13 protein-coding genes are annotated in these 13026 nt (G+C 62.7%); 4 read left to right on the plus strand and 9 right to left on the minus strand.

Annotation, left to right across the window (positions count from 1 at the left end):
* Nucleotides 1-17 precede the first annotated feature (17 nt).
* Both AC1RNA_RS09180 and AC1RNA_RS09185 read right to left on the minus strand, forming a co-directional pair.
* The gene (locus AC1RNA_RS09180; RefSeq protein ID WP_009337061.1) at nt 18-1784 is read right to left on the minus strand and encodes a chloride channel protein; all 1767 of its coding nucleotides are present in this window, start codon (nt 1782-1784) and stop codon (nt 18-20) included.
* Nucleotides 1785-1965: 181 nt separating this feature from the next.
* Nucleotides 1966-2373 (minus strand): CsbD family protein, encoded by a 408-nt coding sequence (locus AC1RNA_RS09185; protein ID WP_492950903.1) that lies wholly within the window; start codon nt 2371-2373, stop codon nt 1966-1968.
* Between the two features lie 132 nt (nt 2374-2505).
* Between AC1RNA_RS09185 and AC1RNA_RS09190 the strand changes: the two genes are divergently transcribed.
* On the plus strand, nt 2506-2706 hold the full coding sequence (locus AC1RNA_RS09190) for a hypothetical protein (protein ID WP_009337059.1): 201 nt from the start codon (nt 2506-2508) through the stop codon (nt 2704-2706).
* 118 nt (nt 2707-2824) lie between these two features.
* On the plus strand, nt 2825-5632 hold the full coding sequence (gene ppc / locus AC1RNA_RS09195) for a phosphoenolpyruvate carboxylase (protein WP_492950904.1): 2808 nt from the start codon (nt 2825-2827) through the stop codon (nt 5630-5632).
* A gap of 3 nt (nt 5633-5635) precedes the next feature.
* Here the strand turns inward: ppc and AC1RNA_RS09200 are convergent, their stop codons facing one another.
* Complete coding sequence (locus AC1RNA_RS09200) at nt 5636-5845, minus strand: hypothetical protein (RefSeq protein ID WP_492950905.1); 210 nt, start codon at nt 5843-5845, stop codon at nt 5636-5638.
* A 137-nt stretch (nt 5846-5982) separates the two neighbouring features.
* Nucleotides 5983-6819 (minus strand): uroporphyrinogen-III synthase, encoded by an 837-nt coding sequence (locus AC1RNA_RS09205; RefSeq protein ID WP_492951201.1) that lies wholly within the window; start codon nt 6817-6819, stop codon nt 5983-5985.
* Between the two features lie 135 nt (nt 6820-6954).
* Here AC1RNA_RS09205 and purU point away from each other — a divergent pair, with 135 nt between their 5' ends.
* Together purU and AC1RNA_RS09215 are read left to right on the plus strand one after the other, a co-directional pair.
* Nucleotides 6955-7818, plus strand: a complete 864-nt coding sequence (gene purU, locus AC1RNA_RS09210; RefSeq protein ID WP_009337055.1) for a formyltetrahydrofolate deformylase — start codon at nt 6955-6957, stop codon at nt 7816-7818.
* 5 nt (nt 7819-7823) lie between these two features.
* On the plus strand, nt 7824-9008 hold the full coding sequence (locus AC1RNA_RS09215) for an ABC transporter substrate-binding protein (protein ID WP_492950906.1): 1185 nt from the start codon (nt 7824-7826) through the stop codon (nt 9006-9008).
* Between the two features lie 19 nt (nt 9009-9027).
* Here AC1RNA_RS09215 and AC1RNA_RS09220 read toward each other — a convergent pair whose 3' ends face one another.
* The 5 genes from AC1RNA_RS09220 to AC1RNA_RS09240 form a co-directional block, all read right to left on the minus strand.
* On the minus strand, nt 9028-9930 hold the full coding sequence (locus AC1RNA_RS09220) for a sigma-70 family RNA polymerase sigma factor (RefSeq protein ID WP_009337053.1): 903 nt from the start codon (nt 9928-9930) through the stop codon (nt 9028-9030).
* Nucleotides 9917-10381 (minus strand): carboxymuconolactone decarboxylase family protein, encoded by a 465-nt coding sequence (locus AC1RNA_RS09225; protein ID WP_009337052.1) that lies wholly within the window; start codon nt 10379-10381, stop codon nt 9917-9919. The genes AC1RNA_RS09220 and AC1RNA_RS09225 overlap by 14 nt, the downstream gene beginning before the upstream one ends.
* Nucleotides 10382-10397: 16 nt before the next feature.
* Entirely contained in the window at nt 10398-11153 is a 756-nt protein-coding gene (locus AC1RNA_RS09230; protein ID WP_492950907.1) for an SDR family oxidoreductase, read from the minus strand.
* 237 nt (nt 11154-11390) lie between these two features.
* Nucleotides 11391-12266: a glycosyltransferase family 2 protein gene (locus AC1RNA_RS09235; RefSeq protein WP_492950908.1), complete on the minus strand. Its 876-nt coding sequence runs from the start codon at nt 12264-12266 to the stop codon at nt 11391-11393.
* Between the two features lie 10 nt (nt 12267-12276).
* Nucleotides 12277-12900, minus strand: a complete 624-nt coding sequence (locus AC1RNA_RS09240) for an LbetaH domain-containing protein (RefSeq protein WP_492950909.1) — start codon at nt 12898-12900, stop codon at nt 12277-12279.
* Nucleotides 12901-13026: the final 126 nt, after the last annotated feature.

The raw sequence follows: 13026 nt of genomic DNA on the forward strand, positions 1-13026 counted from the left end.
GCGCTCGCGCGGATTTTTTATGCCTCGCCGATCGAGTGGCGGCGATGGCGGTCGGTTTCCTCGGCATAGCGACGCAGCGCATGCGCTTCCGTCAGGATGCCGATGACGCGGCGCGTATCGGCCTTGTCGATCACCGCGAGCGATTCCGCCTCGGCGCGATCGAACGCCGCCACCGCATCCTGTGCGTTCATGTCGGGCAACAGGCAGGCGTCCTGATAACGGATAATGTCGCCGACCGTGTCGGCCGGCGTGTCGAGTGAGGCGTAGGCGTCTGCGACGAAGACGATGCCCGCATATTTCTGTTCCGAATCCACCGCGATCACCTGTGTTTTCGAGCCGAGCGGATAGCTCTGGCGGAAGGTGTCGATCGGCATCTCCACCGGCACGGTGGTGACGTCGCCGCGCATCATGCGGCCGACGGTGAGGTCGCGAATCCATCCGATGTCGGCCGCGCTGCGGATGGTTTCGCCGCGCAGGTGGAAGCGCCAGGTCGCGAAGGAGTAGCCAAACAGCTCGCGCGTGACCTGGGTCGAGACGATGACCGCGATCAGAACCGCTGTTGTGAGCCAGAGATTGCCGGTGGTCTCCAGCGCAATGAAGGTCATGGTCAGTGGCCCGCCGACCACGGCGGCCGACAGCGCGCTCATGCCGATGACGGCATAGACGCTGATGTCGAGATGCAGCGACGGCACCAGTGTATTCATGGCCGCCGCGAACAGGTGGCCGCCGAGCGCGCCGCTCAGCAGCGAGGAGAAGAACAGACCGCCGCGAAAGCCCGAGCCAAGAGAAATCACCGAAGCGAGAATTTTGAGCGCGAACAGGAACGCGACCATCAAAACCGGCAGCGTGACAACATTGGTCGTATGCAGCGCGCCATGGCCGGAGGACATCACCTGCGGGGCCTGCAACGCGAACAGTCCCATAACGAGGCCGCCGATGGTCGGGCGTAACGGCAGCCACAACCGCGAGCGCGACATGACCGTGTCCCATACCGCGACCGCGCGCATCACCGCGATGCCGGCCAGCGCGCAGAGAAAGCCGAGCGCCACGGCGATGACAATGTCCTGACTCGTGACCGTTCCGACCTGGCTGAGAATGATGCCGGGGACGGTCGGTGCGAGCTGGTGGGCCACGGCATAACCGGTGATCGAGGCAACGCCGATCGGGGCGAGGCTCGCGGGCGTATAGCCGCTGACGATCAGTTCGAAGGCGTAGAAAGCTCCCGCCAGCGGTGCGCCGAACGCGCCCGCGATGGCGGCGGCGGAGCCGCACCCCACGAGGATGCGCTGGTCGGAGCGGCGCAGGTGAAACGCCTGACCGAGCACGGAGGCGGTGCCGCTCGATATCTGGGTATAGCCCGCCTCGGTGCCGACCGAGGCGCCGACGCCGCTCGACCAGATCGTTTGCAGGGCGACGATGATGCTGCCGCGGAACGACATCTTGCCGCCATGCAGGGCATTGGCTTCGATGGGGTCGACCTCCCGGCCGGGTCTCCAGCGATGCAAGGCGAGCAACGACAGGCCGAACAGGAGGCCGCCCAGGGTTGGCATGATCACCGCGCGCATCGGCTCCAGCACCGATTGGGACGACAGCCGTTCGCCGTGAGGGATGTTGAAAAGAACCTCGTGGAGCAGGCCGACGGCACGGCTCATCAGCACCACGAAAAGGCCGCCCAGAATACCGACGATCGCCGCGAGGACGATCAGGCTGGATTCCCGCGCGCGGACCAGCGCGCGCAAACGGCGCGGCGCTTCCAGATATAATTTCGAGGTGGGTGCCGTCATGTGTCAGTGCGTGCGCCCCAGCGCCGTGCCGGGGTTTCGCGTTCTCTACAGCAAGGAAAACGGCATGGGAAATCGAAATGACCCGCTGCAAGCGGGCCATTTCAGAAACGGGAATAAACGCGCATTTTCGTTCGACCACGCTTCCGGTGCAGTCCAATAGGCGTGACGGTGCGCGCTCCGCTTACCGCAGGTGGTCGCGCCAGTCGCGCAGTTCGATCCAGCGCGGACGCCTGCGCGGCGGCGGGCGATTGATGAGCAGAGCGAGTGCGAAGCCTGCCGCACCGGCGGCAAGAAGCGCGCCCAGCGGCTGATGCCGGATGGTGGAGGCGAGCGCACGGTTGCCCTGCCGGTAATACTGCCCGGCTGTCTCTACAGCCTGCGAGGCGAGATCGGACGCGGCATCGCCGAGATTGTCTGCAGCATCCGCCGCGGCATCCTTGGCCTGTCCGTAAATCCGCTGCACGGTGCCGGTGGCTTCGCGCGCACGGCCCTTCGCCTCTGCGGCCGCATCTCCGGTCAACCGTCCGTAGGCCGCTTCGGCCTTGCCCGCGACCGAATTGGCCGCGCCTTCCACACGCTTCTCGTCCATGATGATCTCGCTCCCTTGTTCGCAGCGCCAACCGGCGGACCTTGTGAAGGTTCCGGTGCTCCCGCCGGAACATCCTCTGCCGCCGCGCATTGGCCACTACGGACGATTTCGAACGTGAATGGAGAGGTTGCGATGGACGACAAATTCGATCCGGCCCCGCATGACAAGCACGCGGAAAATCCGCATGCGGCCGCGCGGGAAGATCGTCGTGCGAAAAAGGAGCTCGACAAGGGGCTGCGGGATACGTTTCCGGCCTCCGATCCGGTGAGCGTCACGCAGCCTTCGACCACGAAAAAGTCCGGCGAGGCCCGGAAGGAGCCGCGCAAGGGCTAAAAGGGCCAATCCCGTGGCAACGGCCGTGGGACATCTTTTCAAAAGATGAAACTATCTTGCGCTGCCCTGCAAAAATTGCGACGAAAGTCGAAAGCAGTTTTTGAAAGCGCATCCATCAATGGCGTCCGACGTTTCGGCTTTCGAGCGAAAGCCTCTTTCCAGTTCCAGCGAACCCTCCAGCCGGGAGGATGTCCTGTCGTCACAGGCCGACGCCCAATTACGCGCGGAAATACGGCTGTTGGGACGGATTCTGGGCGATACGGTTCGCGATCAGGAAGGCGATGACGTTTTCGATCTGGTGGAGAGCATCCGCCAGGCGTCGATTCGCTTCCACCGCGACGAGGACATCGGCGCCCGCCATGAACTGGAGGCGATGCTGGATGGCCGCTCCATCGCCGAGACGGTGCGCATCGTGCGCGCCTTCAGCTATTTCTCCCACCTCGCCAACATCGCCGAAGACCAGAACCACATCCGCCAGACCCGCAACCAGAGCGGGGCGGGGCTTGCGACCGCGGCGACGACGCTCGCCGGGACGGTGGAGCGCGCCCGCGAGGCAGGCTTCTCGGCAAAACAGTTGCGTGATTTTTTCGATGGCGCATTGGTGAGCCCGGTCCTGACCGCGCATCCGACCGAAGTGCGCCGCAAGAGCACCATCGACCGTGAAATGGACATCGCGGCGCTGCTCGAGGAGCGCGACCGTACCCAGATGACGGCGGAGGAGCTTGCGGACAACGATGAACAGCTTCGCCGCTGCGTACTGACGCTGTGGCAGACCAATCTGTTGCGCCGGACCAAGCTCACCGTGCTCGACGAAGTGCAGAACGGCCTATCGTTCTACGATTATACCTTCCTCAAACAGTTGCCGCGGCTGCTGAACCTGCTGGAAGATCGTCTCGGCGCCGACGAGGACGGAAAAGAACTGGCCTCGTTCCTGAAGATGGGAAGCTGGATCGGCGGCGACCGCGACGGCAATCCGTTCGTCACCGCCGACGTCTTGCGCGGCACGTTGCAGATGCAATGCGAGCGCGTGCTGAATTTCTACCTGCAGGAATTGCAGAAGCTCTATGGCGAATTGTCTCTCGCCGTGGATCTCGTGGATGTGACGGAGGAATTGCAGGCGCTGATCGAGCGTTCGCCGTCCGTCTCCGCGCACCGTGGCCGCGAGCCCTATCGCCGCGCCGTCCATGGCGTTTATTCGCGGCTGAAGGCGACGGCGGGTGTGTTCGGCGTACGCACTGGCGGCCGGGCGGGTGGTGAAGCGGCGCCTTACGAAAGCGTCGAAGCCCTTCGCGGCGATCTTGACATCATCAACCGCTCGCTGATCGAGAACGGCTCCCATGTCATCGCGCGCGGACGGCTGCGGCGGTTGCGGCGCGCGGTCGATTGCTTCGGCTTCCATCTTGCCAGCCTCGACCTGCGGCAGAATTCGGCGGTGCACGAACGCACCATCGCGGAATTGTTCGAAGCGGTTGCGCCGGGCACCAATTATCTCGATCGGTCGGAAGATGAGCGCTGCGCGCTCTTGGTGCGCGAACTGCATACCGCGCGGTCCCTGATCTCTCCGTTCGCAAGCTATGGCGAGGAGACAAGCGGCGAACTCGCGGTGCTGCGGATGGCGGCCGAGGCTCACGCGCGGTTCGGGCGTCAATGTATTCCGCAGAGCATCGTGTCGATGTCGGAAGGTGTCTCCGACCTTCTTGAAATCGCGGTGCTGCTTAAGGAAGTCGGGTTGATCGATCCGAATGGCACGAGCCACATCAATCTGGTGCCGCTGTTCGAGACCATCGAGGATTTGCGCAATTGCGCGGGCATCATGGATCGCGCGCTGTCGCTGCCGGAATATCGCCGTCTGGTCGACAGCCGCGGCGGCCTTCAGGAGGTGATGCTCGGCTATTCCGACAGCAACAAGGATGGTGGGTTCGTCACCTCGGGCTGGGAATTGTACAAGGCGGAAATCAGCCTCGTTGAGGTATTCGAGAAGCATAGGGTGCGGCTGCGGTTGTTCCATGGCCGTGGCGGTTCGGTCGGGCGTGGCGGCGGCCCGAGCTACGAGGCGGTGCTGGCGCAGCCGGGCGGGGCAGTACAGGGACAGATCCGCATCACCGAGCAGGGCGAGATCATCTCGTCGAAATACACCAACCCGGAAGTCGGGCGGCAGAATCTGGAAATCCTTGCTGCCGCGACGCTTGAAGCAAGCTTGCTGCAGCCACAGCACTCCGCGCCGCGCCAGGAGTATCTCGCGGCGATGGAGGAATTGTCGGCGCTCGCCTTCGCCTCCTATCGCGGTCTTGTCTATGAGACGGAAGGCTTCGAGGAGTATTTCTGGGCCTCCACCGTCATTAACGAAATCTCGACGCTCAACATCGGCAGCCGCCCGGCCTCGCGCAGCAAGGCGCGGCGGATCGAAAATCTGCGCGCGATCCCATGGGTGTTCTCATGGGCGCAGTGCCGTCTGATGCTGCCGGGCTGGTACGGCTTCGGCAGTGCGGTCAGCGAATGGGTCGGCAAGAACCCGGACAGGGGCCTGCCTTTCCTGCGCGAGCTCTATCGCGAGTGGCCGTTCTTCCGCATGCTTTTGTCGAACATGGACATGGTGCTGTCCAAGAGCAGCATCGCGGTCGCCTCGCGCTATGCGGAGCTGGTGCCGGATAAGACGTTGCAGGACACCATCTTCCTGCGCATCCGCACCGAGTGGCAGAATTCGATCGGCTGGCTGTTGAAGATCATGGAGCAGGATCGGCTGCTCGGGCACAACCCGCTGCTGGAACGCTCGATCCGTCACCGCTTTCCCTATCTCGATCCGCTCAACCATGTGCAGGTCGAGTTTCTCAAGGCCTATCGCGCCAAGAACGAGGACCCGCAGGTGCTGCGCGGCATCCAGATCACGATCAACGGCATTTCGGCGGGATTGCGGAACAGCGGCTAAATTTCAGCGCGGGTGAGTCCGGCGGAAATAGGCCTCAGTGTCGGTGAGGCGCTGATGGCTGCGGCGGACAAGAATATTGCCCGTGCGCAAGTTGCGGTTCGCCATGTGCAGGAGCCTGCGTCCTTCGCCGACCAGCGCGCGGGCCTGCCGCAACTGCTCCTCAAATGAAGCGGTGGTCGCAACGGGTTCAGTCGCGGTCTGAGCGGAGGTCATGATGCGGCTCCACGGTTGCTTGGCTGCCTGTTCACCTCAACGCACAGGTTGCCAAATCGTTCTGCCGTTGTCCGCTAGCAATTGTGGATTAGCCGCGTCATCCACAGCCCTGTCGCCGCAAATCCCTTTACAGAGCCTCAGTGCGGGAGCGGATGGGTTTTCGTGAGTCGGGCGGTGATGGCCTGAATCAAAGGCTTCATGAAATAAGCGCCGTTGGCGGGAGAGATGTCGGTCTGCAGGCCGTAGGCTTTCAGTTCATTGGAGACGACGGGGCCGATGGAGGCCACCGGCGTCTGCGCGAGTCCCAGCCGCAACTGCTCTTCGCTGCCCTCCGCCCGCGCGGCCTCCACCAGCCGTCGCACCTGCCCGGAACTGGTGAGCGCGATGGCATCGACGCGCCCTGCGGCGATCTCGCCAATGGCGGCGGCGATGTTCGGCTGCGCTGCTCGCGCATCATAAACATAGGGCTCAACCGGAACGGGCGTCGCTCCGGCCTCGCGCACCGCGGCGAGCAGCGGGCTGTGATCCTTCTCCGGGTAAAGCTGCAGGCCGACGCGATGGCCTTTCAATTCAGCTTTGGACAGCGTGGCGATGATGCCTTCCGTTGTGGGTGGCTCCACGACCATTTCGGCGGTGAGGCCGATCTGGCGGAGCGCATTCACGGGCTTGGGGCCACGCGCGTATTTTCGTGGCCGAGCCAATGCGGCAATGAATTCATTTTCGAGGCCGATCCGTTTGGCCGCAGCCACCAGCCGCCGCACGCCCTCGCCGGTCATCAGCACCAGATCGTCGAGCGGCTCGTGGATCGTGTTTTTGATCCAGCCGCCGACCGCGTCCTGATCGGGCGTGTCCTCGATGGTAAACATCGGGCACTGGAGCACGTCCGCGCCCTGGTCCCGCAGCAGGCGGGAAAACTGGGCTTCCTCGCGCGTTTCCAGAATGAGGATGCGGTATCCGCTTAATTTACCGGCCATGGTGCCTCGCGAGGGGTGGGGCGGATTGTCATACCATTTCATCATGTCGGGCGGGACAGGATTGGCGCAAGGGGAGGTGGGTGCTAGAGCAGGGCTGTTTTCACCCCTTTGCCCATCCAAAAGATCAGATTTCCCATGCTTGCCCAGCAATTCGTTCTGACCCTGTCCTGCGACAACCGCCCCGGAATCGTCTCGGCGGTATCGACCTTCCTGTTCGCCAGCGGACAGAACATTCTCGACGCCCAGCAGTTCGACGACACCGAAACCGGTAAGTTCTTCATGCGCGTGACGTTCAACACGGTGGATGGCTCCTCCGACCTCGCCACGCTGCGCGGCGGTTTCGGCGCCATCGCGGTGCCGTTCGGCATGACCTGGCAGTTGCGCAGCCGTAGCGAGCACCAGCGCGTCATGCTGATGGTGTCGAAATCGACCCATTGCCTCGCCGATCTGCTCTATCGCTGGCGCTACACCGACCTGCCGATGGTGCCGACCGCGATCGTCTCCAACCACCCGCGCGAGACCTATGAGGGCATCGAGTTCGGCGACATCCCGTTCCACTATCTGCCGGTGACACGCGACACCAAGGCGGAGCAGGAAGCCCAGATCTGGAAGCTGGTGCAGGAGACGCAGACCGATCTCGTCGTGCTGGCGCGCTACATGCAGGTGCTGTCCGACGACCTTGCCGCGAAACTGTCGGGCCGCTGCATCAACATCCATCACTCGTTCCTGCCGGGCTTCAAGGGCGCCAAGCCCTATCATCAGGCCCATGCGCGCGGCGTGAAACTGATCGGCGCGACCGCGCATTACGTCACCGGCGATCTCGATGAAGGTCCGATCATCGAGCAGGATGTCGAGCGCATCAGCCACCGCGATCCGCCCGAGATTCTGGTGCGCAAAGGCGCGGACATCGAACGGCAGGTGCTGGCGCGCGGCTTGCGTTATCATCTGGAGGATCGCGTCATCCTCAACGGCCGCAAGACGGTGGTGTTCAAGGATTGAGCGCGATGGCGTTTTCGCTGCGGCAGTTTCTCCTCGTCGCGACCGGCGCGCTGGGGATTGCCGTGGCGCAGCCTGCCGTTGCCGCCGAGCCGACCCTGAAGATCGGCCTCGTGCTGCCGCTCACAGGCCCGCTCGCCGAGACCGGCAAGCAGATCGACGACGCGATGCGGCTCTATCTTGAGCAGAACGGCGACACCGTCGAGGGGACGCGGATCGAGGTGATTGTCCGCGATGACGAAGGCAATCCCGATCACACGCGCGAAGCGGTCAAGAGCCTCGTCGAGGAAGACAAGGTCGATGTGCTGGCGGGGTTCGGCACGTCGCCCGCCGCCGCCGTCGCGGCACCGTTCGCGACCAATGCGAAAATTCCGATGGTGGTGATGGGCGCGCAGACCTCGGTCATCACCACCCGTTCGCCCTTCATCGTCCGCAGCGGCGCGACGCTGGCGCAATCCGCCGCGACGCTCGGCAAATGGGCAGCGAAGAACGGCATTCGCAACGTCGCCGCACTGATCTCCGACTATGCGCCGGGCAATGATGCGCTGAAGGAATTCTCCAAGGCGTTCGCCGGTGACGAGCGCACGGTGAGCGACGAATACAGGATTGCCTTGACCGAGCCCGATCTTGCCGCGCCGCTGATGCAGATCAAGCAGGCAAAGCCCGATGCGGTGTTTCTGTTTATCGCGCCATGGCAGATACACCGGGTGCTCGAGGCCATCGCGGAACAAGGCTTCGCGCAAGATGGCATCAGGCTAATCGCGACGGGCGACCTCACCGACGATTCAATTCTGAAGACTCTCGGGCCGTCCGCACTCGGAATCGTGACCGCGCATTTCTATTCGGCCGCGCATCCCTCGCGCACGAACCGGCTGTTCGTTGAGGCTTACCGGACGGCCTATGGCGAGACGCCGGGCGCGATGGCGGTGAGCGGCTATGACGGCACGCGCCTGATCCGCGAGGCGCTGCGGGCAACGAAAGGCGACACGAACGGCGAGGCACTTCTGAAAGCAATGAAAGGCGCTGCATGGGAAAGTCCGCGCGGGCCGTTCGCCGTTGACCGGCATAGCCGCGAGGTCGTGCAGAATATTGACATGCGCAAGGTCGAATCCGTGAACGGAGAGAATGTGAACGCCGAGTTCGCGACCTTCGAGGATGTCCGAGACCCCAACAACTCCGGCCGCGAGCACTGATCCGCGCAACAGCCGCTGCCTAGTGCCGCAATTGAGACTTCGGCGGCGTGATCGCCAGTGCCTTCGCGACATGCTGAAGTTTGTCGGGATTGCGGGTGATGTAGACGGTCACGATCTTGCCGTCCTCGATTTCAAAAGCCGTGGTCTGGAAGACGTTATCGCGCTCATAGCTGACATAACCCGGCAGGCCGTCGATCCGCACCGGCTTGTAGAAGCCGCCGTCTGTAATGCCGAGTTTGCGCGTCAGGCCCTCATAGAGCCGCAGCACGGCATTGAGGCCGACAATCGGATTGAGGAAGGCATGGACCTTGCCGCCGCCATCGGACGTGACCACGACATTCTGAGCCAGCAGCGTGCGCAGGCCATCGATGTCGCCGCTGCGTGACGCCGTAAAGAAAGCCTCGGCGATGCGGCTGCCTTCATCCTGCGCGACCGTATAACGGGGGCGTGCGTCCTGAACGTGCTGGCGCGCCCGTGCCGCCAGTTGCCGGACGGCGGCGGGGTCGCGTTCGATGGTGGTCGCGACTTCGTTCAGCGCGACGCCGAACACGTCGTGAAGCAGGAAGGCCGCGCGCTCGAGCGGCGAAAGCCGTTCCAGCGCGAGCATCAGCGTGAGGGTGAGATTGTCTTCATCCGGACCGTCATCCTCTTCGATGACTGGCTCCGGCAGCCATGAACCGACATAGGATTCGCGGCGCATGCGCGCGGATTTCATCACGTCGAGGCAAAGCCGCGTGACGATGCGCGAGAGAAACGCGGGCGCGGATTCGACCTTGGCATGGTCGACATCCTGCCAGCGCAGCCATGCGTCCTGCACCACATCCTCGGCCTCGGCAAGCGAGCCGAGCATGCGGTAGGCGAGACGCACCAGCCGGGGCCGTTGCGTCTCGAAGACGTCCGTTGTGCCGTCAGGCTGCTGCAAGCTTGTCTCCCTTCGGGTGCTGCATGCGCAGCCCGATCGCAAACCTATTCCACGAGTTGATCGCGCCGATCAGCAGCGTGAGATTGACCTGTTCGGCCTCGTTGAAGTGCGCCTTCACCTCGTCCCAGTCCGCATCCGGCGCGCCGGTTTGCGCAATCAGGGTCAGCGCGTCGGTCCATCCCAGGGCGGCGCGTTCGCGCGGGGTGTAGAGAGAGGATTCGCGCCAGGCGTTGAGCAGATAGAGCCGCATCTCGGTCTCGCCGGCCTTGCGGGCGTCGGTCGAATGCATGTGCAGGCAGAAGGCGCAACCATTGATCTGCGAGGCGCGCATCTTCACGAGTTCGATCAGGCTCTGCTCAAGCGTGCTGCCTTTGATGGCGGCTTCAAGCGCCAGCATGGCCTTGATGGCCTCGGGGGCGAGTTTGTAGGGATCATTGAGGCGTGCTGTCATGGTTGTAGCTCCTTCGTTAATGGGCGGCGGCAGGCGAATTGAGCCATGCGTCGAATGTGGTGGTGCCGAGACGGGCGCCAGTATCCGGAGTCAGCGAGCGGTCGTCGAGTCTGATGCCGAAATAGCGGGCGTCAGGATCGGTGATGACTGTTTTGCCGTCCTTTTTCGCGCTCAGGTATTTTCGGACGAGTTGATCGAGCTGAAAGGATTCCGGCCCGCCGATCTCGATCATCCCGTTCACGGGCTCGGCAAGGGCCGCATCCGCGACGGCGGCGGCAACATCGTCGGCCGCCATCGGCTGGATCTTCGCAGGCGAGACGTGGAGGCCATCGTCCCGCGTCGCTTCTTGCGCGATACCGCCGACGAATTCGAAGAACTGGGTGGCACGTACAATCGTGTAAGGCTGGCGTGATGCTTCGATCAGCAGTTCCTGCGCGAGCTTGGCGTGGAAATATCCGAATTCGAGCAGGCGCTCGGTGCCGACCACCGACAGAGCGACGTGATGCTTCACGCCCGCGCCCTTTTCAGCGGTGAGCACGTTGCGGCCCGAGGCCTCGAAGAAGGCCATCGCGGCCTTGTGTTCAAAGGACGGAGAGTTCGCGACATCGACCACGACCTGCGCCCCGGCGAACGCCTTGGCCAGCCCTTCGCCGGTGACGGTGTTGACGCCGGTGGACGGCGAGGCCGGGAGAACCTCATGGCCACGCTGGCGCAGCCGGGCCACGACCCGGGAGCCGATGAGGCCGGAGCCTCCGATAACGACGATCTTCAATGGTGCCTCCTGTGTGTTGCCGCTGAAGCGGGGATCGGCAGTTCTGGGCGCTTGCTAGGAACGCCGTTCTTGCCCATTTGGCTTCAAGACGAGACAGGGGGACCCGGAAGTGACATGCCCCTTCAAAAAAATCGGGCCGATCCTCAAAATCCGGTTCCGTCGCGCCGGCCATATGAAGACCGAAGCTGTTTTGGCTAAGGATTTCAGGCTATTGCCGCCGGGGGCGAGGTGTGCACGTCATCTGGTGGGCAGGACGGCCCGAAGGATTTTACCAAGCCAGGACCATCGCGGTTTCACCCGAATTGCAGTCTGGTACGAATTCCACCAGAGCTTCTTGGCTTTCGGTCGGGCAGATCGAAGACTTCGTGGGTTTAAACAGATCGAATCCTGACTGAACTTCTCCCATTCGGATGCGAATTTTTCCGCAGACCACAGGTATTGGAAGCCCCAGGCATTGGCGATGTCCACGCGACCAAGCCGGGCACCCTGGAATTTCTCGCGAGCCATTGTCCGCTCGAATCCCAGACGTTTGAAGTGCCACAGGAGCAGTTCGTCGCGTTCGGGCAGCACCAGTTTGCCGGCGGGCTGGGCGGCGTGCCGTCCCTTTGCAAAGTTTGTTTCCTTGAGGGCATTCGGATCGAAGATACTGAGCTTGCTGTATGGGACTGATGGTTGCCCCTGACGGATCTGGTCGATCAGCAGTCCTTCGTCTGGCGGCATGGTCTGGCTGATCATGTCGAAGCCGAGGGCCGGCATAAGAGTCACGCCTTGATCCTGCTGCGCGGACAAATAGGACTCCATGGATTGTCCCGGAATCCAGAGATGTTCGTCGATCGCCGTGATGATGACCCAGTCAGCCTGGCCCCGGCTTTCTTTCCAGACTTCATCCTGCATGATGGTATGCGAAAGCACGAAAGAATCCGGATCGACGCGAGCGAACGAGCGCACTTCCACCTTTGGATGCGCGCGCAGGATATCCAGCGAGCCGTCGGTTGAGCCGTCGTCGTAGATCACGTAGCGATCGACCCAGGAATCGTAATGCCTGAAGAAAAATCCAAGCATGTCCGCTTCGTCCCAGCAGATCGTATACAGGTGAACGATTGGCTTGCTCATCAGCCATCCCTCAGGTGTCGAGCGGGCGCGCCGGGTTTCCTATCACGGTCATCCCTGCGGGCACATCGCGCGTGACGACGGCGCCGGCTCCGACCACGGCATTTTCTCCCACCGTGATCTTGGGCAGGACGGTTGCGCCTGCGCCGACAAGGGCGCCGCCTTCAATCGTCACGTTGCCTGCGATCACGGCTCCCGGTCCGATGGAGACAAAATCGCCCAGCCGGGCATGATGGCCGAGGGTGGCGCCGCGATTGATAAAACTGAACATGCCGAGATGAACGCTGCTTCCGATCGTGCAGCCGGCATTGATGTAAGTGCCGGCAGCCACGTCCAGTTCGCGCGGAACGATTGAAGTGGGGTCGAGCAGGGTGAAAGGTCGATGTAATCCGAGACGTTTCGCTTCCGTGGCGGCTGTTCGGCGATTGTTCGGTGAGAACAGAGGTATCAGGAAAGGAAGGGAAAGCTTGTCGGCGGGAATATCGTCGCTGGCGATAACCGGGATGTCTCGCGACAGTTGGGAAGGATCAGTGTGGTTGCGAATACCAGCTACAATCGGAATCTTAACCCGATCAAGGCTCTCTTCGATGTCGGCGATGATGGGAGAGCCAATGCCGAAAAGTAAAATGCCCCTCATTTGCTGATGAACTCCCGAATGGCTTGGGCGATGCGTTCTGTGGCGGCTCTTGCCACCTCAGGTTGGACAGGCAGGCTCAGGGCGATTTCGAGAGACGCTCTCGCGCCTCGGATCATTGAAATGACT

The sequence above is a fragment of the Afipia sp. GW821-FHT14H12 genome (genome assembly GCF_058803465.1).